The following is a 23,105-nucleotide window of genomic DNA, read 5'->3' on the forward strand; positions in this document are numbered from 1 at the left end:
TGCATTTCATTTATTTAAAGTACTCTATTCTACAAAGAATCGAACACAGCACCATCAATTTATTTGCACTTTAAGCGTAATAGTCCACACCGGTTGCAGTGACATAAGACATATTACTTGAAACAAGTTCGTCATCTATTTCATCCTGAGCCGCAAGCTCAGCCTGATTAGAAGCACTGCCTCGCTCAGAATCTCTTCGCATGCCAGACGTATCTTGCTGAGAAACATCGACATCAGCGCGACTCAAATCCATACCTTGCTGAGCTAACATATCTCGCAAACGGCTCATCTGGCCTTCTAACAAATCTCGCGCTTGAGGTGTGGCTGCAATAAAACTCACCTGCGTATTGGAGTCATTATCAACTGATATTTTAACCGTCAAACTACCTAACTCTGGCGGATCTAATCTAATGTGAGCTGTATGACCTCCATCACGAGCAACCCAAGCCACTTTCTGGCTCATTTCACTTGCCCAATTTGGGTGTTGAGGCGGAACATTCATTGTTAAATTTGCTTGAGATGCAGTCACAGCAGCAGCCCCAGACGATACTGCACGCATCGAATTAGCCGCGTTGTTTAAATTGCCAACACCTTCTTCAATTACTTTACCATCAATTTGCCCAGACATTCGACTTAACATAGCCTCTTGCTCTTTTTTACGCAGCTCAATTGGCTCATCAATTGAGATCAAGTCATCAGGCAGTAGAGTATCAGTGGAATCCGTTAAGGCAGCATCTGTGAAGTCAAAACCTTCTGTCCCAAGTTCTGGGGTTCCATTTAATGGAACACTTGTTTGAGCAACGCCTCCACGCCCCAAACTAGCACCCAATATTGCAGGAGCGACCAGACTTTCTTGGTTTCCTTCACCAGTTGCAGAGCTTGTACGCGCATTCATTTGAGATAACACCCAGGACAGTTGACTATCATCTTCAAGAGGCAATTCAACTTCCAGTCCTTCTGAATCAACCCAAACTAACTCATTCTCTTTATTTACAGACTTCACACCTTGAGACAAAGGCGTTAACACAAGATTTTCCGGATCAAGAGCCTCAATTGGTTTCTCACTTTGCGATAAAGAAACAGAAGCCAGCACAGACTCACCTTTCTGTAAGTCTGCCCTAAAATCACTTTCTTCTATATTCTGAAAGTTTTGTAGATCCAAATCTGCTCCTGAAAGTTCAGATAGCTGCATAGCTTCTAAATCATCAACTTGAGCTCCTACAATATCAATATAAGCATCCGTATCAGTTAGCACTTTTTTATCAGCTACTTCTTCGGATCCAGCTTCTAACTCAAATGAGATTAAAGATGACAAAGGTGTAGTCTCAACTTCTTTTTCGGAATCATTCAATTTGGCAGGAGAAACATCGCCTTCCGGCTGCAAAACTTTGCCGTCTTCTTTTGCTACAACAGCATCAGAAGAACCTTCTTCCGAAGCATTCTCAGATTGCTCAACAGGCTTTGTTGCTACATGAATTTCATCAGATAAAGCACGCTCTTTGAGCGTTTTTTTATCTGCAGAGTCTTTATTTTCGGGGCTAAACGCTGCTTTTGCTTTTTTGAAGTCATCTTCAAAAGCCGCTCCATTTTCTGAAGCTGGTAGAGGTGATTTTGAGGTTTTCGGCAATACACCTGACGATAAAGATAACACCGTATTTGAATCTGTTCGCATAATTTCCTCCAACGATAAAAGAGACTATGCAATAGCAAGGCCAACCTGACGTTACGGCCCTACACTCCAGTGATAATGGGCAGATACAGCGCGACCACCTTTTGAAAATTCAAGTTTCTGACAAAGCTGATCTAACAAGGCAAGCCCACGGTTATAAAGTAGCTCTGTATTCGAAATGTCGTAATTCACTCTTGAAAAGTCGAACCCTTCACCACTATCTTCGACATACAAGATAAGAACACGATCATTCTTATCTGATGTAACCTTCACTGATATTTTAACAAACCCTTCTTTCAACGCAGCCAAACTGCGTTCTCGTTCTTCATAATAAAGAGAGAATCCATCACTAGAATGCTTTTTCGTTGAACTTAGCTTTAAAACACCATGCTCAAGTGCATTAGAGTACAACTCAGAAAGGATCATAAAAATTTGGCTGGAATAGCGGCTCAACCCAGGAACCGTCGTAATAATTTGCAACACATAAGGTAAAGGGTCGGTATTACGAAGAGAGTCCGCATTCAAAACATACTCAAATGAAAAGTCAGCTGGCGCCTCATCGTGACTTCGAGGGGCATCATGAACAGGTGAATCAATACCGATATTTGAATCTAAGCGGACGCCAAGACACGAGATATCGTCATGCGGGTTATCCAATACACCTTCTTTATGAAGTTGACTTTCAAGCCAATCCATTGAATCAGAAGCTGGTATTTCTCCACCATAAAGAGGCTGAAGTACAGAATTACAAAACATGTTGCCAGCCGAGTCGAACGCTTCATAAACACCATCAGAAAAAGCCAACAAACGATCACCAGGAACAAAAGAGGCAAGATCAATTTGACACTCAAATACATCAGGTGAAAGAACACCCAAAGGTAGGTTTTTAGACGTCAGCCGTTTCGGAGCTTGGGCATTCTCAGAGAAAAACAGCAAGTCAGGCAAGCCACCGTTCCAAACTTCAATGCTTTTGTTGTTGACTTTAATATCAATGAAAGCAGCGCTACAAAACACATTCGATGGCAACACACTTTTTAAGCGTGCGTTTATTTCAGGAATAATCTGGCGCATCAAAAAGCCTTTCTTTGTCCAATCGAAAAAGATATCGGCAAGAGGCAAAGCCCCAATTGCTGCAGACAAACCATGACCAGTAAAATCACCTAACAGCAAATGCATCCCACCATTTGGTTTATAAGCAGCCAAAATAACATCACCATTAAATGTGTTTGTACCGTAATGAATCGTAGATAACGCTGAGTCTTTTAAGCAATTAGAGTTTGTTATGTTCTCATATACGACTTTGGCGACTTCTTGCTCATGAAGCAGTTTTTCATTGTAATGCGCTAACTCATCACGCTGCTCTTCAAGCGTTTTTTGCATAACCAACAAGCGAACAATGGCGTTCAGCTTTGCTGTAATGAGAGCTGGACTGTAAGGTTTGGAAATGAAATCGGTACCACCGATTTTCAAACAATTTGATAGTGCAACTGGATCAGCCACACCAGACAAGAAAACAATGGGGACAAACTTATCACCCGCTATTTCTTGGATTTCTAAAGCAACTTCCCAGCCATTCTTATGGGGCATTTTAATATCTAAACACACCAGCTGAATTGTCTCTGGGTCGAATTTATCAACAGCATCTTGCCCATCGACAGCCACAATAACATTGTGCCCAAATTGGCTTAAAATAGCCTTTAATAAAACTCTATCCGTTGGATTATCATCCGCCACCAAGATGGTTAAAAGTTGCTCCATAAAAGCTACTCAACAATTTCAAAAAGGCGGTGGAAGTTTGCAATTTTCAAAATATCCACAACAGCTCCCTTTGCATTCATCAGACGCACACACCCTTGATCACCACCTGCATGATCTCTGAGTAAGAGCAGCATACCAAGCGCAGAGCTGTCCAAGTAATCTACCTTAGCCAAATCCACATCGTAGGAATTAACATTTTCCGTTACCGTGAATGCCTCTTTGAACATTTTATGGCAAGTGTAATCGAAACGACCTTTTACGTGGATTTGTAAACGTCCCGCATGTTCATCAAAAAAACTTTCAACCACAACTTATACCTCGAGTCACAATTAAACCTATAGATCATCATAATCATTAGATAGTCTATTAGACTCATCCTCTAATGCATTAGCAGGCATTTTCGTGATTAACTCATGAAGTTTTTCAATAATTTCGTTAACAGACTCTCTCGCTCTATCCAATCTCGCTAAACCAACACTTCGGTCAGCCCCTAGCAAAGACAGCGTAGAGTCGAGCGTTGTTTTCATACCTTCAATTTGGCTTTGAACCTTACTGATATCGTGCTCTAAATCAACAGCAAATCGACGGCGAATTTTTTCGCTTTCACCTTCTGTAGCAGAAAGACTATATAAAACGCCAGATCTGACCTCATTCAAACAACGATCAACATCAGTTAACAAGAAAGCATCCGAGGACAAATCTTTTTCAACTAAGGCTAAACGCTGAAGCACCAATTCATAACCAAGTATCAACGAATCTCGAATTTGCTCGGATAACCAAGCCATTTCATTGAGTTCGGCTTCAACCTTCTCAGAAGGTTCAGCCGTCACGACAACGTCATTATTACTCATTACATTGTGGTTGTTTTTTTCGTCAATTAGGGATGCTATTTGTTGTAGTTTGGTAATTTTTTCAAATGGCTTTGTGTGCAAACACACATTTTCGACATTATCAAAAAGCCTAGTAACATTTTGGCGTACGATTTCTAAAGATCGAGCAAATGCCACATAAGGAGATTCCGCTCTTAAAACTCGAACTGGGATATCCCATACGTCTTGCTCTATCAATTTCAAACTATGGTGCAACACTTGAAGCTCTGCCAATTCAGATTTTAGCTGAATCGATATAACACAAGATTGGTTGCTTTCCTCTGATTCAGAACCCATTTCAAGCTCTAGACGCTGAACTTTTAAACTGTACATTCCATCAGACAACTCTAATATTAAATCCTCATCCTGCATAAGGATAGAATCAAGCACTCGCTCACCTGTTGGCTCATCTAGGCCAGAATCTATCCCCAGCACTGATTCAAACAGAGCCGTATTCTTAAACCATAATCGCTCAGCACCAGCGCTTAACCATGCAATATCACCTTCTTTGTTGGTAATAAAAAAAGCATCATTTATCTTTGATAAAGCAACATCAACAATAGATAAATACTCTTCTTTATCATTGAGGTCATAGCCTCTAGAAACTAACTCGTTATCAATCACATGACTCAAATCTGTCAATTCATCAACCAGATTGCGAGGGGGATAAATCGCAGCGTGGCCGTGCTTACGGTGGTCTAAAACATAATGCACACCAGCAAAACCTGAACGCAACTGACGGACAAAGTCAGTAGCCGAGAGGATGGCAATAAGGGAAATTAAGACAAAAGCAGCAACTGCCCACCAGATTAACTGCTCCATAAATACTTGTTGCTGATAATCTGCCTCTAAGCGAACCTTCAACAACGCATCATCCAACTCTTTTAAAACAGCCACAGCCGCATAAATAGAGGCTTTATTTTCTTGTGTTAATAAAAAGTCTGTTTGATTCTCTGAACTCAATCCATCCAATAAAGCATTCGACTCAGACACATCAACTACAGAGTGCAAGCCAAAGTCTAAAATCCCTTGCTCGATCAATTCATATTCACTTACTAGAATCTGCTGCAGCTGCTCAAAAGAAGTCGAATCAACCTCCGCTACAGAATCCTTTTCCTCCAATAACAGCAGTTCATACCAATACTCTTTAGCGCTATGAGCAACATCTAAAAACGCGTGAATTTCTTTCTGCTGGTTATTCTGCTCATTCAGCTTCATATCAATATAGAAATACAACCCAGACAAAGCCACCAGCGAAACAAATATCAAACTCACAACGCTTTTTTGTAAACGCCCAACAAGCTCTTTTCTTGGATATTTAGAAGACAATGTATGTGGTGCACTCATAATTAACAGTCACTTTTCAAAGGTAATGAAGATGGCCATAATCCACCAATAAAGGATAAAAAGTTTGTCTTATCAATAATGACAACATCATCCTGTGTTGAAGCAATAAAATTCTTTTGGCCGCCTGAAAACATTTTATTTAAATCGTTCACATCTGGTAACGCCTCACTCCATTGACAAGACTCTAGAGGTAAAACAGCCGTCTCATTCATCCAATCAAGAATAGCAGAAAATACATATCTCTCTGTTCTATCAAGTGAAAAATCGCCAATCAAGTTGGCTGTCACGACTTTTTCTAGGCATCGCCAACCTTGAACAACAAAAGAAGCCGAAGGCCCACTCTCAAAGTCTGAATAAGAAAAAGGCGCTCGGTAAGAACCTAAAGCCGATACAAGGCCCGCCTCAATTACATAATACTTAGTAAAAGCATATCCTACATAATAACCATCTTTAGGTTCAGGCTTAAACCGACTATTAGTAATCAATGAAGAAGAATAAGAAAACCGCCTTGTATCTATCAACCAAGGCTCTATATACGGCAAGCCATCTCGATCTAACCAAACATTTTTAGCCCAAGATTTTTGATCGTTAAACAAAGAGCAAACACCTTCAACTTCCCGAACTTTATGGTAAGGCAAAGCAAAATATTGTCCTGCCTGATCAACAACCAATACATCAATATCTTGATGTGATGATGAAGCAAAAAACACTTCGATAGAATCATAACCAGATAAGCCAAACTGAATTTGAGATTTCACACCTTCGTCAAACTCAAAGTACGCAGTGTTCCCCACTCTTTTTAGCTTATCTATAGCTACCGAAAAAAGGCCTGCGGTTTCCACTTGATCAAAGACAAATCGCCCTTTAACTGTTTCGATTTCATACAAAAAAGAAGGTAAATAATCACGCCCCAAACAAGACAAACTAAATGCCCCATCACAACGATCAACAGCCGTATAAAAAACACCACCGTGCCGTATAGGTAAAACAACATCACCTTTTTCCACATCTTCGCATAGTCGAGCATCCATACTATTAACAATGGGAACCATACGGCTGGCTTGTTTTATGTCCATTATTTTCGATCTAAACAACGAGCCAAAAGCTCGATAGAACAGCTGCGTCAATTGCTTTTCATAGACATCCATAAACCGCCGGCGCTCATCGCTTGGCATCATAGGATGCTGGAAAATTGGTAGAAAACTCTCTTCACAAAGGTCTCGTAAAGCATTCTCATCATAGCTTTCTGACACAAGCTCCCATTGAAAATCAGGGAATCGAGACTTAAGCCAAGAAAGAGACTGAGCACTGGTTAAAGCAAAACGCCCCTTTAATAATCCCCTATTAAAAGAACTTACATCAAAAGATACTTGTCCGACCGACGCAAGAGACGCTAAAGACTCGCCAACTAAAGACTTAGGGATTTCCGAGTTTAAAACAGCACTATAATCAGAATAGGTAGGATCTGCTTTTCCGTCACTATTCAGGGAACATAAAAAAGCCCAAACTGGGCGATCAAGAGATAAAAGAGGAGAAAGCTGCAAAACTCTGTCTGGACCAAACTGATGCCCAACAAACACTTGAAATAGAGCATCAGCAGCCGATAAGAAGTCAACATGATAGTCAGAAAAATAAGGAGAACCAGACAACAAAAGATCGTCTACAGCGGCGATCAAAGAGGTTAATCGAGATTGAAAAACATCGTCAAAAGCATCTAGCTGAGCTTCTGTTTGAAAAGAAATTAGTAAAGTTTGAAAGTGTTCTAAACCAACCTGAGGTACACAAGCATATTCATGAAGTGCAGCTTCCACATCAGTAATAAACGAGTACCTATCCATAAAGCCGTTACCCAGACATGGCGTGTTTCGTATTAAAAATAACTAAGAGCGATCTAAGAAGCGGCGCATCGCAAACTCATCACTTTGACGCTGCTCTTGCTTCGCCTCGACCATTAACTCAGCTTTGTGGTTTTTCTCTTTCAACCAATCCATGCTTTTTGTCTTGGTTCTTGCTTGCAACCAACCACGCATACTCATATCAGCCTGCTGTTCAGCACGACCAATAGCCACTTCTTGCTGCAAAATAGCCTGTTGAACACGGTCAACAAAGTGCTGATAATTAGTCGTTAAATAAGCCCCCAAGCCGAGTAAGTTTCGCTCTGACTCATATTGACCTGCGTATTCTTTTAGTTCGTTTAGCTTTCTTACGTCTTGCTCAACTTTTGCCTTATCACGAGCCAATTGCTGAGCCGCAGCATCTTCTTTGCGTTTTGCAAGATCCACCAAAATTTGCATACGATGCGACTTCTTCATGCTCATAATCCATCAAATGATTGACTAAATAGTAGACCGCTTTAAGCGCTGTCGTCTACTGCTCTTTCGTCATAGCGGTAACTAAAGCCTCTAAACTCTGATCTATAGTAAAACTCTCAGTCAAAGTTTGCTGGAGGAAACTGCGTATTTCTGGCATCTGGATGATGGCCTGATCTAAATCGGGATCACTTCCTTTTGCATACGCGCCAACCGAGATTAAATCTTGATTTTGCTGGAATTTAGAATAAAGCTGCTTAACTCTCATTGCGCCGTACAAGTGATCTTCACTAACTATTTGAGGCATAGCACGGGAAATAGACGCCTCTATATCAATCGCTGGATAATGACCTTCTTCCGCTAAACGACGGGAAAGAACAATGTGGCCATCAAGAATGGCTCGAGAAGCATCGGCAATAGGATCTTGCTGATCATCACCTTCTGTTAATACGGTATAAAAGGCAGTCACAGAACCACTTCCGTCACGCCCATTACCTGCACGCTCAACAAGTTGAGGCAATTTTGAAAATACGGAAGGTGGATAACCTTTCGTGGCTGGAGGCTCTCCCACAGACAGAGCTATTTCACGCTGCGCCTGCGCATAACGAGTCAGAGAATCCATAAGCAAAAGTACATTTCTGCCTTGATCTCGGTAGTATTCAGCAATACGCGTCGCCAACATTGCGGCACGTAAACGCATCAATGCAGAGTCATCCGCTGGTGAAGCGACAACAACAGAGCGCGCTAAACCTTCTTCACCTAAGATCTGATCAATAAACTCTTTTACTTCTCGACCACGCTCACCAATTAGGCCAACAACCGTAACATCCGCTTCGGTAAAGCGTGTCATCATGCCCAGAAGCATACTTTTACCAACACCACTACCGGCAAAAAGCCCCAAACGCTGACCTTTACCAACTGTCAGCAAACTGTTAATGGCCTTAATACCAACATCCAAAGGTTCATGAATAGGTTTGCGTTGAAGCGGGTTAATAACATCGCCATGCAAGCTGACTGCATCGGAGGTTTTTATTGGCCCTTTTCCGTCCAGAGGTTTACCTAAGCCATTCACAACGCGCCCTAACAGCTCATCCCCAACTGGCATTTTGCTATCTTCCAGTAACGGACGGACTCGGGCTCCTGGAGAAATGCCTTCAATCGCTTCAGTTGGCATGAGATAGGTTAAATCACCTGTAAAACCAACAACTTCCGACTCAACCCATCGATTTCTACCAACTTGAACAGAACAGCGATCACCAAGCGCAACAACGCAACCAACAGCCTCCATAGTAAGCCCGACCATACGAGTCACTTTGCCTTCTCGTTGAGGCAACATAGGATCTATTGAAACACTATTTAGTTTGCTTAAACGCTCAGCTAAAGTAGACACAATTAATTATTTTCAGATAGGGAAAGTTGGCGAAGTTCATCAAACACAGATTCTAAACGCTGCTCCACTCGGCCATCAATATGAAAAGATTTAGAGTCAACAACGAAGCCACCACTGATTAAGGTGTCATCTGTGTCTATTTGACAAGTCAGTCGCTCTTTAACACCTAAAGAGTCGAGAACAGAAACATCATCTGGATGCAAAAGAATACGGATGCGCCCTTCGTACTCTCCAATTTCATCAAATACACGCGATAACTGTTCTTTTAGTGTCTGATGACCATCTTGGTTTAACTTTGAAAGACATACGTTTTCTATCATTCTTACCATAGATTGATATAACAAGGCTTCAACCGCGCTGCGGCTATCTTCTAATGGTCGAGTGATTTCTTTAACAAGCTCTGCCAAAAGAGCCTCAGCAGAAGCGAATTGAGCTTGCGCATCAAGCTTAGCCTTCTCTCTTCCTTCCTCAATACCAACAGCCAAACCTTCTTCATGACCTTTTTCAAAGCCATTCACTTCGCCCTTTGAGAAACCATCATCATAGCCTTTTTGATGGCCTTCCTCTTCACCTTGAATAAAACCTTCCTCATAGGCAGCGGAGCGGATTTCTTCTAATTGAGAGGCCGTTAAAGGCTCGTACACTAGGGAGTCTTGATCAACTTCTTCTGTCATGACGACAGCGTCTTTTTGCACTAGAATTGCAGGCCCAGAATTCACTGGAGCATTGTGATCTAGGTGAGGCAGTTCCCATCGTTCATAAGCGGTTAGTTTACGCTCAGGTTTATCGTTATCTTGATCCGACATAAGCTAACTAGACCATCTTCTCGCCACCGCCACCGAGAGCAATCTCTCCGTTATCTGCAAGGCGTCTGGCCACAGCCAATATTTCTTTTTGAGCAACTTCAACTTCACTGACACGAACAGGACCCTTAGATTCCAAGTCATCTTTCAACATATCGGCAGCACGGGAAGACATATTTTTGAAGATTTTCTCTTGCATATCTGGGTCTGCCCCTTTCAATGCCAAAATCAATGTTTCCGACTCCACCTCACGAAGAATAACCTGAATACCACGATCATCAACCTCTAATAAGTTATCAAATACAAACATCAAGTCTTGAATGGTATTGGCTAAGTCTTCATCTACATCTCGGATAGACTCCATCAATTCAGACTCAACCGTACTATCAATAAAGTTCATAATATTGGCTGCTGTGCGGATACCGCCAATGGTTGTAGATTGAGTCGATTGATTACCGGAGAATTGACGTTCAAGAATATCGTTCAACTCTTTCAATGCTGCCGGCTGAACTGTTTCTAACGCAGCGACACGCAAGACAATATCTAAACGCACCCGCTCATCAAAGTTTGCAAGAATGTCTGCGGCTTGGTCTGGGTCTAAATAGGAAATAACAATGGCTTGGATCTGAGGGTGTTCGTAACGAATTACATCTGCAACAGCGCGAGACTCCATCCATTTCAGTGTGTCCAGACCTGTCGTGTTCCCACCCAACAGAATCCGATCAATCAAGCTGCCGGCTTTTTCTTCACCAAGAGCTTCTCTTAACATATTTCGAATGTAGCCATCAGCACCTAACCCTAAACCGGTCTGATCGCCTACCAAGACTAGAAAGTCATCTAATACTTTTTCTACCTGATGACGCTGTACATTGGCCAATTGCGCCATAGTTTGACCAATTTTTTGAACTTCTTTTGGCCCCATATGTTTCAAAATTTGCGCAGCGTCAGATTCACCTAACGACATCAGAAGCACTGCCGCTTTTTCAACTGAACTTAATTCGCCTTGGCCTGTACTACTCATTTATTATTCCATAACCCATTGTTTAACAACTTGCGCTACACGCTCTGGTTCCTCTGCTATCAAACCACGAATTGCGTTTAGCTGTCGTTCAATTTTCTCAGGAGAGCCCGGTACCAATATGTCTTCCGCACTCACCAAGGATACTTGATCATCAGAAATTTCATCTGTTTCATCAGAAAAAATAGCCGCTTCCGTATCGTCTGCCACAGCAATTTTGTTCTGTTCGTTAAGCGCTTTCAGAATTGGTCGAACAACAACCAATAAAAGTATTAAAACGAATATCCCAACCAATGTCGGTTGCAATAGATTCAAGAACCAAGTTTGTTGATAGAAAGGCACTTCAGCAACTGGCTCAACTGGATCAGGTACAGCGAAAGGCGAGTTAATAACACTAACACTGTCGCCACGAGATGGATCATAACCAACAGCATCTCGGACCAGTAAAGTTAAACGTCCCAGCTCATCATCACTCCAAGGAGTACGAATTAAAGCGGATGTTTCTGAGTCTAGACTCACCAAATCATCGACTACAACCGCAACCGATAATCGTCTAACCGTTCCTTGTTGACGTTTGGTGTAACTGATACTTCTGTCTAACTCAAAGTTACGTGTTGTTTCTTCACGAGATTGACCATTGGCAGGATTACTGCCACCAATAGGAGCGCCATTTTCATCTACAGCTTCTGGAATAGACACAGCACCAGGTGGCTGATTCGTTAAAGCACCAGGAATACCGCTGGTATTCGCACCATTACGATTTTCTCTTAATGTTTGCTCACTGCGTAACGCCAATAAATCAGGGTTATATTGCTCATCTGTCTTCTCGATGGCAGTAAAGTCCACATCGGCAGACACTTCGGCCTTGAAACGCCCTTGACCAATAACAGGGCCAAGTATGTTATTAACACGTTGCAGAAGAACGTCTTCCACTCTACGAGTGTATTCAAACTGCTTACCGGCAACAGACAATTCCGAATCTACATCTTTCTCTGTTAGTAAAGTACCGCGCTGATCCACAACCGTGACATCTTTATCACTCAGTTGCGAAATACTAGAAGCAACAAGATTAACAATGGCCTCAACTTGGCTTCGATCTAAACGTCTTCCAGGGTAAAGTTCTAAAAATACGGAAGCAGAAGGCTTACGAGTATCTCGAACAAACACAGATTCTTTAGGAATAGCCAAATGCACACGAGCGCTTTTGATACTTTGAAGACTGGTAATTGTACGGCTCAGCTCCCCTTCTAAGCCTCGTCGATAGCGAGTGGTTTCAACGAACTGGGAAGTCCCTAAGCCTTGCTCTTGATCCATAATTTCCATGCCAACAATGTTGTCGGAAACAATACCTGAACCAGCTAATTTAAGACGAGCTTGATGATAGAAGTCAGATTCAACGAGTAAAGCACCCGTATTTTCATCTAACTTGAAAGGAATATTATTTGTACTAAGAAGTTCAACGATTTGATCCGCATTGTAGTCAGTAATGCTACTTAAGACTGGCTTGTATTCTGGACCATTACTCCAAAGAACCGCAGACAAACCAATTGCTATAGAGGCCGCCAATCCGACCATTAATGCAAGCTGACGAATCACTGTCAGCTTATTAAAGCCTGTAACCAACTCTAAATAGAGTTTTTGTTCTGATTGTTCTGCAGGGACATTATCCATTAAAAAGCGCCAAGCGGTTTATAAATGCCTATATCGGCATATTCATGATTTTTTCGTACGCATCGACAAGTTTATTACGCACCTGTGTCATAGCTTCAAATGACACACTTGATTTTTGCAGGCCAATCATGACTTGAGGCAAATCAACCCCTTCGTCACCACGTTCATACGATTGAGCTAACTGAGTTGCATCTTTTTGCAATGTGTTCACATTGTTCACTGCGTTTTTTAGCATCTCAGCAAAATCAGCACGTTCTACTACCTGAGTCCCTTCAACCTCACCTACATTTGCAATATTAGAGGCAGGAGAGTTCGGCGCACGAACTTGCGATTGCATTTCCCGCATTTGGGACAACACTTGATTAATGTCTGGTCGACCAGTAACCATGCTACTCACCTAAAAAACTACATTCACACAATTTAACACAGATTCGTTCAACTTTTATGATTAGTTAAGCTTAGCATAAAGTTAATTGAAACAAGATACAAAAATCAATCCACATCTATGCCGCTTTCGCGCATTTTTGCAATTTTATAACGCAAGGTGCGAGGACTAATACCCAGTTTGTCTGCAACCACCTTACGCTTACCGTTTGCATCAATTAAAGCTTGAGCAATAATACGGAATTCGTGCTGTTGTACACCCTTTCCTAAAATAGAAGCAACGCTGTCTTTTTCTTCCTCAACTTCTGGACTAGAAGGCGACAAACTCATCATATCAAAAGCGATGTGTTCCTCACTAATTTGAGCATTTGGGCTCAATATAAGTGCACGCTGGATGACATTATCAAGCTCCCGCACATTACCAGGCCAAGGATGTGACTCTAACTTGCTCTGTGCCGATGGCTTAAAAGCCGCTGACGCAATACGCATCTTAGCTGCATGTTTAGCCAACAAATGCTGCGCAATGGGTAGTATATCTCCCTTACGCTCACGAATTGGCGACCAACGAAGAGGAAAAACATTCAAACGATAATATAGATCTTCCCTAAAACCGCCTTCACGCACGTAATCTGCCAAGTCTCGGTTTGTGGTAGCAATAATACGAACATCAAGAGGAATCGCTTTTTTCCCACCTAAACGTTCTACTTCCTGCTCTTGCAAAACCCGTAACAACTTAGCCTGTAAGCCAACATCCATTTCAGTAATTTCATCTAGCAGCAAAGTTCCGCCATTGGCTTGCTCAAATTTACCCGCTTGCGAAGAAACCGCTCCAGTATAAGCGCCTTTTTCATAACCAAATAAGATTGCTTCCAGCATATTTTCAGGTATCGCAGCACAGTTAATCGCCACAAAAGGTGCATTAGATCGATTCGATTCTTGATGAATATAATGCGCTAATACCTCTTTACCAGTACCACTCTCACCACAAACCAATACAGTTGAATCTGTAACGGCAACGCGCTTTGCAAGTTCAAGCAACGCCACACTTGAAGGGTCTTTTGCGATTGGTTGACTATTGGAAGAAGAGGACGATTTAATCGTATATTTAGCAATCGCACTCAGCAATTCTTCTTCTTTAAATGGCTTCAATAAATAATCGACCGCACCATCTCGCATCGCTTCTACTGCATGTGCAATATCGCCATAGGCGGTCATAAGCATAATAGGCAACTCAGGATAAGTATCGACCACATGATGAAGCAGCCCATAACCATCCATACCAGGTAAATTCACATCTGATACAACCATATCAAACGGATTATGTTTCAGAGCAAGCACAGCCTCTTCGGCGCTATAAACCATTTTACATTGGTAACTGGCCAGCATAAGCGTATCTTCTAGCGCCTCAGCCAACCCTTTATCATCTTCTACTATCAATAAACGAACATCAGACATGCTATACCCTTACAAGAGGAAGTGTCAGACTGGCTGTCGTGCCAGCCCCCTCTATACTGTCTATTTCAAATTTTCCATGATGAGCCCTTGCTATGGCTTTCACCACCATAAGGCCTAATCCAGTTCCATGCTGCTTTGTTGTGACAAAGCCTTCTTGTACGTATTCCAAATGTTCTTTCGACATCCCCACACCGCGATCTTTAAACATCAGCGTTATGTTGCCGTTTTGACTACGCCACCCCAACTTAACCGTCGAGCCTTCTGACTGAGCATCAATGGCATTATTTAGCAAATTCAACAAAGCGCCCAACAAGGTCTCTTTATTACATTGAATATAATCTGTATCGGGGAATTCTTCACCACTGACCTCGAACAGCATATTTTTCTGTTCAGTGATTTCTTGGCAGTGATCCGTTAACTCTGAAATAAAGAGATTAGCACTTACCGTCTCATCTAATTTAATCTCACTACGAGAAAAAATCAGCATATCACGAATTTGCTTTTCTATATTGGATAACCGATCCACCAATTTATTAGCGAAGGTTTGACGCATCACAGGAGCAAGTTCTGGCTTTTGCAAATGCCCCGCGTACAAAGTGGCTGAAGAGAGAGGTGTTCTAATTTGGTGAGCAAGTGCCGCAACCATTTTCCCCATATTAGACAAACGCTCATGATGATTAAGTTTCTTCTGCAACAAATAAGCTTCTGTTAAATCAACCAGAATCACCAACTGACCCGGCACATTCCCCAGTGAAGCCGTCTCTACTTTCACTCGTCGCCCTGTCACCATACTAACATCATGTCCGTCATCTTCTTGAGGCCGAAAACTTAAAGGCACAATCGACGCCCAAGATTTTCCAACCAAAGACAGTTCGAATAAGCGCTCTGCAACGGGATTCGCCATTACAACCACGCCTTCTTCATTCAGCAGCAAAACCCCAACAGGCATGGACTCAAACAATTGCTGGAACTGCAAAACTAAAACCCGGTTTTTATCTTGCTCTTCTCGCTTTGCTTGCTCTGCACTCTCTAACTGAGAAGACAGTCGAGTGACTTCTTGCTGAAGGTCTAAATAAGATTTCGCCAAAATATCCGAAGATTCAGTAAATGCTTTGAAAGCGGCTTTTAATTCCGCTATTTCCTCATCTTTAGTCACTAAAACTCCGACTTATCAATATTATATCGACGCATTTTTTCGATTAGCGTGGTTCTCTGTATTTGCAGGTTTTGAGCCGCCTTGGAAACCACACCTTGAGTAGAAGCCAAAGCCTGACGAATCAGCAAGGCTTCCAAATGACGTACATGTAAGTTCAAGTTTACGCCAGAGGCTTGAGGAAAAGTATGCAGTTGCTTAATGCTCTTGAGGATAGAAGAAAGTGTCTGAGAGCGCCAAGGCAAAGGCGCAAGCCAGACATTGTAGTCACCAAACACTTCCATAGAATGGCTTAGAGAGATAATTGGCAGCATTTCATCCAACTCAAAAGACTGAACCGCCTCACCTAAAACAACAAAATCCGGCAACTGAAAGGCAGTCAAAGATGTGCTGTGTTCAACACCTATAAAGGTTAAGATGCTTGAAACACTCGCGTACTCATTTTCATCTAAACCACACAACCAAGCATTCACAACATCACCCCAGCGTTAAGCAAAATCAATCATTCCCATCTACGTTATAACCATAATGCGTTTACATCTCTAACTTTCAAGTTTTATTGAGAATTATTATAACGCCAAAAATAATTTATCGAACTGATTTTGCGAGACTTTCTCGTCCTGACACCAAGATAAAGTCCCTAATAACGGAGCCGAAAGCATGGCCTTAAGGGTTTCTAAATTCTCATCATAATATGGCATTTTCTCGGGCCCTGTATTTGCAACCCAACCAGCGAGAGGCAATCCATCCCTTGCAATAGATTCTGCCGTCAAAATGGCATGATTCAAACAACCTAACTTCATATTAACAACAAGAATCACAGGAAAACCAAGCAGCTTTGCCACGTCAGACAATAACTCTCTGTCATTTAAAGGAACGCGCCATCCACCAGCGCCTTCCACCAAAGCAAATTCATGGGGCGTTAACAAAGCACCTTTAATAAAGCCTTCTAAACGAGAAGCCGTGATCAATCTATTTTCCTGCATCGCTGCAATATGAGGCGCGATTGGTTGTGCAAAAACGACTGGATTCACCTGCTCATACGGTAACACCACACTGCTCGCTTGCTGAATCAACAAGCCATCTTCATTACGCAAAGCACCATCTACTTCTTGGGCCCCTGCTGCAATGGGCTTAAGCCCCAGAGATCTCACACAGGCTCGCTTAGCGGCCGCCAACAATCCCGCAGTTACAAAGGTTTTGCCTGCATCTGTATCTGTGCCGGTTACAAAAAAACGTTTTTTCACACATTACTCCTGACAATTTATAGGTTTACGGGCAACAACAAACGCCACCTGATAACTTAACGGAATACCGGCCTCCTCTCTTTGCGCTTCGTATTTATGTAAAAACGCTTTCCATTTGGCCGGAGAAAGTGCCGCATGAGCATTTGACGATATCAGGCTCGCACCCACTTTTTTCAAAGAGTGAATCGCACTCTCTGCCGTCTCGAATGACATAGAGATACAAGACTCTTCAGAAGATATTCGTTCAAAACCACCAGACTCAAGACAACCAAGCAAGGACGCTTCAGACATATATTCATGAACACGCTTTCGCTCGTCCAAGCTCTGCCATGATCGATCAACTTCAGGCATAGAGCCTTCTAATAAGGTCGAAAAAACCACAAAACCACCTGGTCGAGTCACACGATAAAGCTCATTAAATAAATCTCTTGGCTTCAAACACCACTGAATAGCCAAACTTGAGAAAACACAATCGAAAGCATTTGGAGAGAAAGGCAAAGCCTCGGCATCTGCACAAACATAATGGATATTCGGCACATGGGAAGATCGCGCATTAGCCACTCCCAACATTTGCTGAGACAAATCTAAAGCAACACACGAAGTAGGCGTTAGTCGGTTGGTTAATTGCTCTAAGGCTTGCCCAGTTCCTGTCCCCAGATCCAAAACGCTATCTGCGGATTCAACAGGCAATTGCGACAGCAATTTTTTTAAGACAATTTTTTGAAAGTCGGCATAAGTATCGTAAAACAAAGAAGCACGATCAAAACGCTTAGCTAATTGCCGTTTGTAGCTAAGCGGAGAAACATCATAATTGGTTAGCATCTATAAAGTTTTCTATATGACGCACACAGGTTTCTTCGTCTTCAAGAAAAGGCTGATGTGCACAGTTAGGTAACACAACAGATTGCTGCAGAGGATTTGCATCAATTTGCTGCTCTAAGTTCTGCACAGAAACCAAAGCATCCTTACCGCCGAATATATGCAAGTTAGGCAAATCTAAAATCGACAGTTCACGACGAACATCAAGAGATTTTAGTAACCTAAGACCTCCGATTAACGCGGCACGATTAAGCGTTTTTATCGGTAAAAAAGAGTGTAATTGCTTAATAAGAGCACGTTCATCTTCCGCGCCCTTTGTTTGTAAAACGACAAAACGTTTAAGACCTTGTTCTGGTGAGATTTCAACCAAGGATGAAAAAGCATCGAAGTCATCTATGGACATAGCATTTGGGTAGTTATCTCGGGCCACAAAGCTAGGCGCCGCCGACAAAGTAATCAACCCACGCACACAACTAGAGCGGCGAGCCGCCACATAAGTAGAAACCATTCCACCAAGAGACCAACCAATCCACCAGGATCTTTTCGGCGCCACTTCAATCAGCTGCTCTGTTAACGCATCGATATCATAATTAGGGCCAATGCGAGAGCGGCTTATCCATTGCTCATCCAGTGAAATACCAGGTAAATTGGCTAAAACAACATAAAAACGCTGACTTAAACGCTGCGCAAAAGCATGCATAACTTCTTTCGGCATAGCCCACCCAGACACAATAAAAATAGCCTGGTGAGTTGGGTCTCCAAATGCTTCTGTTTCAATACGTGCGCGCATGCAATCCCTCTAGTCTTCCGATGTTAAAATCTGTTCGAGTGAATCACATAATAACACTAAATCTTCATCTGAGTGATCTGCACTTAAGGTAATTCTTAAGCGTGCGCTACCAACAGGCACAGTCGGTGGACGAATAGCGGTACACCATATTCCAAATTGGCGTAAACGCTCGCTGATTTCTAACGTCAACCCATTATCACCAATGATAATCGGCTGGATCGCAGTGTCAGATGGCATTAATCGAATCGAAAGAGCCTGCATTCTTCGTCGGAAATATTGAATATGACAAGCCAACTTCTCTCGTCTCTCTTGCCCTTCATCGGATTGGATAATTTGCAGAGAAGCTAAAGTGGCACACGCCATCGCGGGAGACATGGAAGTAGTGTAAATATAAGGTCTCGCAAACTGCGTTAAATAATCAGCATAATCATGAGACGTCGCAACAAAAGCGCCGGAAGTACCAAACGCCTTACCAAAAGTACCCACTAAAATGGGCAAACTCGTTGAGTTTAATCCAGTCAAAGACAAACTGCCTTTACCGTTTTCACCCATGCATCCCAAGCCATGTGCATCATCAACCATAAACATCCAGCCGTGATCTGACGCTAACCGAGATAAGTCCGCTAACGGAGCAAGATCTCCGTCCATACTAAAAACACCATCTGTAACAAGAAGCCCAGCTTCAGGTGATTTAGACAACAGTTTTTCAGCACTTGCCACGTCACCATGCAAATAGCGGCGCAAAGGCGCCTGCGCAAGCAAAGCGCCATCTATCAAAGAGGCATGATTTAATTTGTCTTGAATAATAGGCCGTTGCTTTCCAGCCAGCGCAGACAAAACACCAAGATTCGCCATATAGCCAGTACTAAACAACATAACTCGGTCGTAACCAAGCCAGTCTGCCAACGCTTCTTCAAGTTGCTGATGAGGCTTCAAATGACCACAAACTAAATGCGAAGCACCACCACCAACACCGTATTGCAAAGCACCTTCATGCATTGCATCAACAAGCGCAGGGTGATTAGCCAAACCAAGGTAATCATTAGAACAAAAGGCCTTATATTCCTGGCCATTAATTCTTGCGTTAGGCCTTTGTGGACTATCAAGAACAACAGGACGACGCATTAAGTCTTGCTGGCGTCTTTCTTGAAGCGATGCCAACATCCACTCAGGCGTATTATTAGACACTGGCTTCATAAAACAACTTAGACTCTTCCTGCTTCACCACCTGTGCAGCAATAGATTCCGCAACCGCTTCATCCGAATGCTCTTCTCGTTTTTCAGGGTTTATGCCTAATTTTGCAAACAGTGCCATATCTTTGTCTGCTTCAGGGTTACCTGTCGTCAACAGTTTTTCGCCATAAAAGATGGAGTTCGCACCCGCCATGAAACACAAAGCCTGCGTTTGCTCATTCATACCTTGACGACCTGCAGACAAACGAACATGGGATTTAGGCATTATGATTCTCGCTACCGCAATGGTGCGAATGAATTCAAATATATCAAGATCATCTACATTTTCTAATGGCGTACCTTCAACTTTCACCAACATGTTAATTGGCACACTTTCTGGATGAGGCGTCATATGAGAAAGCTGGCGTAACAAACCGACACGGTCTTTTTGCTCTTCGCCCATTCCCATAATGCCGCCACAACATAATTTAATACCAGAATCTCGAACTCGAGAAAGCGTATCCAAACGATCTTGATACGTTCGAGTCGTGATAATACTGTCGTAATATTCGGCGGACGTGTCTAAATTATGATTGTAATAATCTAGGCCAACATCAGACAATCGCTTAGCTTGATCATCATTTAATGTCCCCAATGTCACACAAGACTCTAAGCCCAATGATTTAACACCTTTGATCATTTCGAGCACATAAGGAAAATCTTTTTCAGAAGGGTGCTTCCACGCCGCTCCCATACAAAAACGACTCGCGCCCTTTTCTTTTGCCAAAGCAGCTTCTTCAAGCACCTTTTGAACTTCCATCAATTTTTCTTTTTCAAGCTCGGTATTGTAATGACCACTTTGCGGGCAATATTTACAGTCTTCAGGGCAAGCCCCGGTTTTAATAGACAAAAGAGTACTCACTTGCACTTCATTTGGCGTAAAATTTTCTCTATGTACAGTTTGAGCACGGAACAGTAAATCCATAAATGGTAAATCGAAAAGCGCTTTCACTTCCGCATGAGTCCAATCAAAGCGAGGCTCACAAGTGTTTTCGACAGACGTATTTATAGGCATATTTATAGACATACTGACCTCAATGGAATAAATGGATGGAGCAATACTAATGGACTGGATAAAACTGTCAACACAAAAAATAAATGAAGTTTACTATGGTTTATTAATAAACCAGTGCTATATTTGTCATCGAAAAAGCGACCGCACACTTTGCCAACACTGCCACAAAGGCTTTCCGAAAAACAAACAACATTGCCTTCACTGCAAATGTCCCACCCAAACTCCAAACATTCTCTGTGGTAACTGCCAAGCATCCACACCTGAATATCAGCTTTGTATCGCACCTTATCGATTCGAAGAAATTGTCAAAACACTGATCCATAGCATCAAATTCAACCAAGGAAATCATTATATTCGCCCACTAACGCAACTATTGAGCGAACACCTAATACAGACTTACTCCTCAGATTCTTGGCCCGACCAACTAATCTACGTTCCGAGCCACCCGAATAGAATCAAAGAACGTGGTTTCTGCCAGACCAAAACAATGACCAATCATTTACTAAAAAACCTTCGACAACATCTTGGTGACCAATACCCACAACAAGCTCGTCAAAACCCGCTTAGAAAACGAGAACACACCCAAGCTCAGCATTTATTGCGCAGAAAAGACCGACTTAAAAACAAGACAAAGCTCTACGAAGTAACAGCCCCTATCGCTAAACATGTCGCCTTATTTGATGACGTAATGACCACAGGAAGCACCATAGAAAGCTGCACAAAACTTCTATTAAACGCCGGTGCGGAACGAGTTGATGTTTGGGTTATTGCTCGCACACCAGACAAGGAAAAATAATTCTGCCAAGCGGATAACCTAGCCTTAGACTTTTTCATTGTTTAGTATGCAACAAAAATAATGACAGGCGATTCAATGAAAAACACACGCTCAACACAAGATTATGTCGATTTAGACAAGCAACTTCTTTGGCACCCATACACCTCAATGAGCCAACCAACGCCACATTATCTCGTTGAAAAAGCCGACGGCTGCCAAATTATATTAAGTGATGGGCGCACTCTTGTTGATGGCATGTCATCTTGGTGGAGTGTCATTCACGGCTACAATCACCCAACAATAAATGCTGCAATAGAAAAACAAATCACTGAGTTTTCTCATGTTATGTTTGGCGGCTTTACTCATAAACCCGCAATAGAACTTGCTGAAAAACTTATCGACATAACGCACAGCGATCTACAGCGTGTATTTTTTTCTGATTCAGGCTCTGTATCTGTCGAAGTCGCTTTAAAAATGGCTATTCAATATTGGAATACTCAAGGAAAAGCAGAGAAACAATTTTTCATTACTCCGAAAAGTGGCTATCACGGCGATACATTTGCAGCCATGTCTGTTTGTGACCCAGAAAACGGCATGCACAACTTGTTTAGCAACGCACTTACACAACAGTTTTTTATAAGCCCGCCTCCAACGGGGTTTGAAGAACCCGTAAAAACAGACTATCTAGACGAAATACGCAGAAGCTTTCAGAAAAATCATCAGCAAATAGCTGGCTTTATCATTGAGCCTGTCGTGCAAAATGCAGGCGGAATGCGTTTCTATAACCCAGCTTATCTAAACCGAATCCGTGAACTGTGTGATGAATTTGATATCTTGCTAATTTTTGATGAAATTGCGACAGGTTTTGGTCGAACAGGAAAGCTATTCGCCACTGATCACACAGATATTTGTCCTGATATCATGTGTGTTGGCAAAGCATTAACTGGCGGCTATATGACGCTAGCCGCGACATTAACAAACGATCGCGTTGCGCTGGGAATAAGTCACGAAGGTGGTGTTCTCATGCACGGACCAACCTTTATGGGAAACCCTCTCGCCTGCTCTGCGGCCAACGCCAGCTTAACCTTATTAAGCCAATATGAGATCCCAAAGAAAATATCTCAGTTAGAAAATTGGATGAGAGAAGCCCTCGCTCAATGTGAAGCATTAGAGCAAGTCCAAGACGTTCGATGCCTTGGTGGAATAGGGGCTGTCGAACTGAAAAACGCGGTGAACTTACATCAAATTCAGCCTAAATTTGTTGATCTTGGTGTTTGGGTCAGACCTTTTGGCAAACTCATTTATCTAATGCCGCCTTATGTCATTTCTAAAGACCAAATACAAAAATTAGGAAACGCTATCTACAAAGTTGTAAGTGAACTTTGATTTTTTATTGAGTG

General features: G+C 42.3%; 21 protein-coding genes. 2 read left to right on the top strand and 19 right to left on the bottom strand.

All coding sequences use genetic code 11. The annotated features are described in order from the left end of the window. Positions 1–70: 70 nt before the first annotated feature. The 19 genes from ACMUMQ_RS02640 to bioB form a co-directional block, all read right to left on the bottom strand. Complete coding sequence (locus tag ACMUMQ_RS02640; protein ID WP_414680481.1) at positions 71–1,672, bottom strand: flagellar hook-length control protein FliK; 1,602 nt, start codon at positions 1,670–1,672, stop codon at positions 71–73. Between the two features lie 51 nt (positions 1,673–1,723). Continuing rightward, positions 1,724–3,427 (bottom strand): SpoIIE family protein phosphatase, encoded by a 1,704-nt coding sequence (locus tag ACMUMQ_RS02645; protein WP_414680482.1) that lies wholly within the window; start codon positions 3,425–3,427, stop codon positions 1,724–1,726. 5 nt (positions 3,428–3,432) lie between these two features. After that, complete coding sequence (locus tag ACMUMQ_RS02650; protein WP_414680483.1) at positions 3,433–3,735, bottom strand: STAS domain-containing protein; 303 nt, start codon at positions 3,733–3,735, stop codon at positions 3,433–3,435. A 27-nt stretch (positions 3,736–3,762) separates the two neighbouring features. Further along, on the bottom strand, positions 3,763–5,643 hold the full coding sequence (locus ACMUMQ_RS02655) for a hypothetical protein (RefSeq protein ID WP_414680484.1): 1,881 nt from the start codon (positions 5,641–5,643) through the stop codon (positions 3,763–3,765). Between the two features lie 2 nt (positions 5,644–5,645). After that, positions 5,646–7,481: a hypothetical protein gene (locus ACMUMQ_RS02660; RefSeq protein ID WP_414680485.1), complete on the bottom strand. Its 1,836-nt coding sequence runs from the start codon at positions 7,479–7,481 to the stop codon at positions 5,646–5,648. A gap of 42 nt (positions 7,482–7,523) precedes the next feature. Next, positions 7,524–7,955: a flagellar export protein FliJ gene (fliJ, locus tag ACMUMQ_RS02665; protein ID WP_414680486.1), complete on the bottom strand. Its 432-nt coding sequence runs from the start codon at positions 7,953–7,955 to the stop codon at positions 7,524–7,526. Between the two features lie 55 nt (positions 7,956–8,010). Then, the gene (fliI, locus tag ACMUMQ_RS02670) at positions 8,011–9,342 is read right to left on the bottom strand and encodes a flagellar protein export ATPase FliI (protein WP_414680487.1); all 1,332 of its coding nucleotides are present in this window, start codon (positions 9,340–9,342) and stop codon (positions 8,011–8,013) included. 2 nt (positions 9,343–9,344) lie between these two features. Next, positions 9,345–10,148 (bottom strand): FliH/SctL family protein, encoded by an 804-nt coding sequence (locus tag ACMUMQ_RS02675; protein WP_414680488.1) that lies wholly within the window; start codon positions 10,146–10,148, stop codon positions 9,345–9,347. Between the two features lie 7 nt (positions 10,149–10,155). Next, complete coding sequence (fliG, locus tag ACMUMQ_RS02680; protein WP_414680489.1) at positions 10,156–11,166, bottom strand: flagellar motor switch protein FliG; 1,011 nt, start codon at positions 11,164–11,166, stop codon at positions 10,156–10,158. 3 nt (positions 11,167–11,169) lie between these two features. Next, entirely contained in the window at positions 11,170–12,834 is a 1,665-nt protein-coding gene (gene fliF / locus ACMUMQ_RS02685; protein WP_414680490.1) for a flagellar basal-body MS-ring/collar protein FliF, read from the bottom strand. A gap of 28 nt (positions 12,835–12,862) precedes the next feature. Beyond that, the gene (gene fliE, locus ACMUMQ_RS02690) at positions 12,863–13,222 is read right to left on the bottom strand and encodes a flagellar hook-basal body complex protein FliE (protein WP_414680491.1); all 360 of its coding nucleotides are present in this window, start codon (positions 13,220–13,222) and stop codon (positions 12,863–12,865) included. A 104-nt stretch (positions 13,223–13,326) separates the two neighbouring features. After that, positions 13,327–14,673, bottom strand: a complete 1,347-nt coding sequence (locus ACMUMQ_RS02695) for a sigma-54-dependent transcriptional regulator (RefSeq protein WP_414680492.1) — start codon at positions 14,671–14,673, stop codon at positions 13,327–13,329. 1 nt (position 14,674) lies between these two features. Then, positions 14,675–15,829, bottom strand: coding sequence for a sensor histidine kinase (locus ACMUMQ_RS02700; protein WP_414680493.1), 1,155 nt, complete (start codon positions 15,827–15,829; stop codon positions 14,675–14,677). Beyond that, positions 15,829–16,299 carry a helix-turn-helix domain-containing protein gene (locus ACMUMQ_RS02705; protein WP_317003023.1) on the bottom strand — a complete coding sequence of 157 codons (471 nt, stop codon included), beginning with the start codon at positions 16,297–16,299 and terminating at the stop codon, positions 15,829–15,831. Before ACMUMQ_RS02705 ends, ACMUMQ_RS02700 begins: the two co-directional genes overlap by 1 nt. A 96-nt stretch (positions 16,300–16,395) precedes the next feature. Beyond that, entirely contained in the window at positions 16,396–17,073 is a 678-nt protein-coding gene (gene bioD / locus ACMUMQ_RS02710) for a dethiobiotin synthase (RefSeq protein WP_414680494.1), read from the bottom strand. A 3-nt stretch (positions 17,074–17,076) separates the two neighbouring features. Continuing rightward, positions 17,077–17,895: a malonyl-ACP O-methyltransferase BioC gene (bioC, locus tag ACMUMQ_RS02715; RefSeq protein ID WP_414680495.1), complete on the bottom strand. Its 819-nt coding sequence runs from the start codon at positions 17,893–17,895 to the stop codon at positions 17,077–17,079. After that, on the bottom strand, positions 17,879–18,682 hold the full coding sequence (locus ACMUMQ_RS02720) for an alpha/beta fold hydrolase (RefSeq protein ID WP_414680496.1): 804 nt from the start codon (positions 18,680–18,682) through the stop codon (positions 17,879–17,881). The genes bioC and ACMUMQ_RS02720 overlap by 17 nt, the downstream gene beginning before the upstream one ends. Before the next feature lie 9 nt (positions 18,683–18,691). Further along, positions 18,692–19,879 carry an 8-amino-7-oxononanoate synthase gene (gene bioF, locus ACMUMQ_RS02725; RefSeq protein ID WP_414680497.1) on the bottom strand — a complete coding sequence of 396 codons (1,188 nt, stop codon included), beginning with the start codon at positions 19,877–19,879 and terminating at the stop codon, positions 18,692–18,694. After that, a complete protein-coding gene (bioB, locus tag ACMUMQ_RS02730) occupies positions 19,863–20,942 on the bottom strand; it encodes a biotin synthase BioB (protein ID WP_414680498.1) in 1,080 nt (359 codons plus the stop codon). The genes bioF and bioB overlap by 17 nt, the downstream gene beginning before the upstream one ends. A gap of 37 nt (positions 20,943–20,979) precedes the next feature. Between bioB and ACMUMQ_RS02735 the strand changes: the two genes are divergently transcribed. Both ACMUMQ_RS02735 and bioA read left to right on the top strand, forming a co-directional pair. Next, positions 20,980–21,726, top strand: coding sequence for a ComF family protein (locus tag ACMUMQ_RS02735; RefSeq protein ID WP_414680499.1), 747 nt, complete (start codon positions 20,980–20,982; stop codon positions 21,724–21,726). 75 nt (positions 21,727–21,801) lie between these two features. Then, positions 21,802–23,091, top strand: coding sequence for an adenosylmethionine--8-amino-7-oxononanoate transaminase (gene bioA / locus ACMUMQ_RS02740; protein WP_414680500.1), 1,290 nt, complete (start codon positions 21,802–21,804; stop codon positions 23,089–23,091). Positions 23,092–23,105: the final 14 nt, after the last annotated feature.

It is taken from the genome of Marinomonas algae (assembly GCF_047525555.1).
Classification (GTDB): Bacteria; Pseudomonadota; Gammaproteobacteria; order Pseudomonadales; family Marinomonadaceae; genus Marinomonas.

What these genes read in the sequence shown, in the direction of transcription:
- ACMUMQ_RS02660 (WP_414680485.1), bottom strand. Translation starts at nt 7,481, where the DNA reads ATGGATAGGTACTCGTTTATTACTGATGTGGAAGCTGCACTTCATGAA.
- fliE (WP_414680491.1), bottom strand. Translation starts at nt 13,222, where the DNA reads ATGGTTACTGGTCGACCAGACATTAATCAAGTGTTGTCCCAAATGCGG.
- bioF (WP_414680497.1), bottom strand. Translation starts at nt 19,879, where the DNA reads ATGAAGCCAGTGTCTAATAATACGCCTGAGTGGATGTTGGCATCGCTT.
- bioA (WP_414680500.1), top strand. Translation starts at nt 21,802, where the DNA reads ATGAAAAACACACGCTCAACACAAGATTATGTCGATTTAGACAAGCAA.
- bioB (WP_414680498.1), bottom strand. Translation starts at nt 20,942, where the DNA reads ATGTCTATAAATATGCCTATAAATACGTCTGTCGAAAACACTTGTGAG.
- ACMUMQ_RS02695 (WP_414680492.1), bottom strand. Translation starts at nt 14,673, where the DNA reads ATGTCTGATGTTCGTTTATTGATAGTAGAAGATGATAAAGGGTTGGCT.
- ACMUMQ_RS02720 (WP_414680496.1), bottom strand. Translation starts at nt 18,682, where the DNA reads ATGCGCGCACGTATTGAAACAGAAGCATTTGGAGACCCAACTCACCAG.
- ACMUMQ_RS02735 (WP_414680499.1), top strand. Translation starts at nt 20,980, where the DNA reads ATGGACTGGATAAAACTGTCAACACAAAAAATAAATGAAGTTTACTAT.
- ACMUMQ_RS02640 (WP_414680481.1), bottom strand. Translation starts at nt 1,672, where the DNA reads ATGCGAACAGATTCAAATACGGTGTTATCTTTATCGTCAGGTGTATTG.
- ACMUMQ_RS02655 (WP_414680484.1), bottom strand. Translation starts at nt 5,643, where the DNA reads ATGAGTGCACCACATACATTGTCTTCTAAATATCCAAGAAAAGAGCTT.
- ACMUMQ_RS02675 (WP_414680488.1), bottom strand. Translation starts at nt 10,148, where the DNA reads ATGTCGGATCAAGATAACGATAAACCTGAGCGTAAACTAACCGCTTAT.
- fliF (WP_414680490.1), bottom strand. Translation starts at nt 12,834, where the DNA reads ATGGATAATGTCCCTGCAGAACAATCAGAACAAAAACTCTATTTAGAG.
- ACMUMQ_RS02645 (WP_414680482.1), bottom strand. Translation starts at nt 3,427, where the DNA reads ATGGAGCAACTTTTAACCATCTTGGTGGCGGATGATAATCCAACGGAT.
- bioC (WP_414680495.1), bottom strand. Translation starts at nt 17,895, where the DNA reads ATGCTAACCAATTATGATGTTTCTCCGCTTAGCTACAAACGGCAATTA.
- fliJ (WP_414680486.1), bottom strand. Translation starts at nt 7,955, where the DNA reads ATGAAGAAGTCGCATCGTATGCAAATTTTGGTGGATCTTGCAAAACGC.
- fliG (WP_414680489.1), bottom strand. Translation starts at nt 11,166, where the DNA reads ATGAGTAGTACAGGCCAAGGCGAATTAAGTTCAGTTGAAAAAGCGGCA.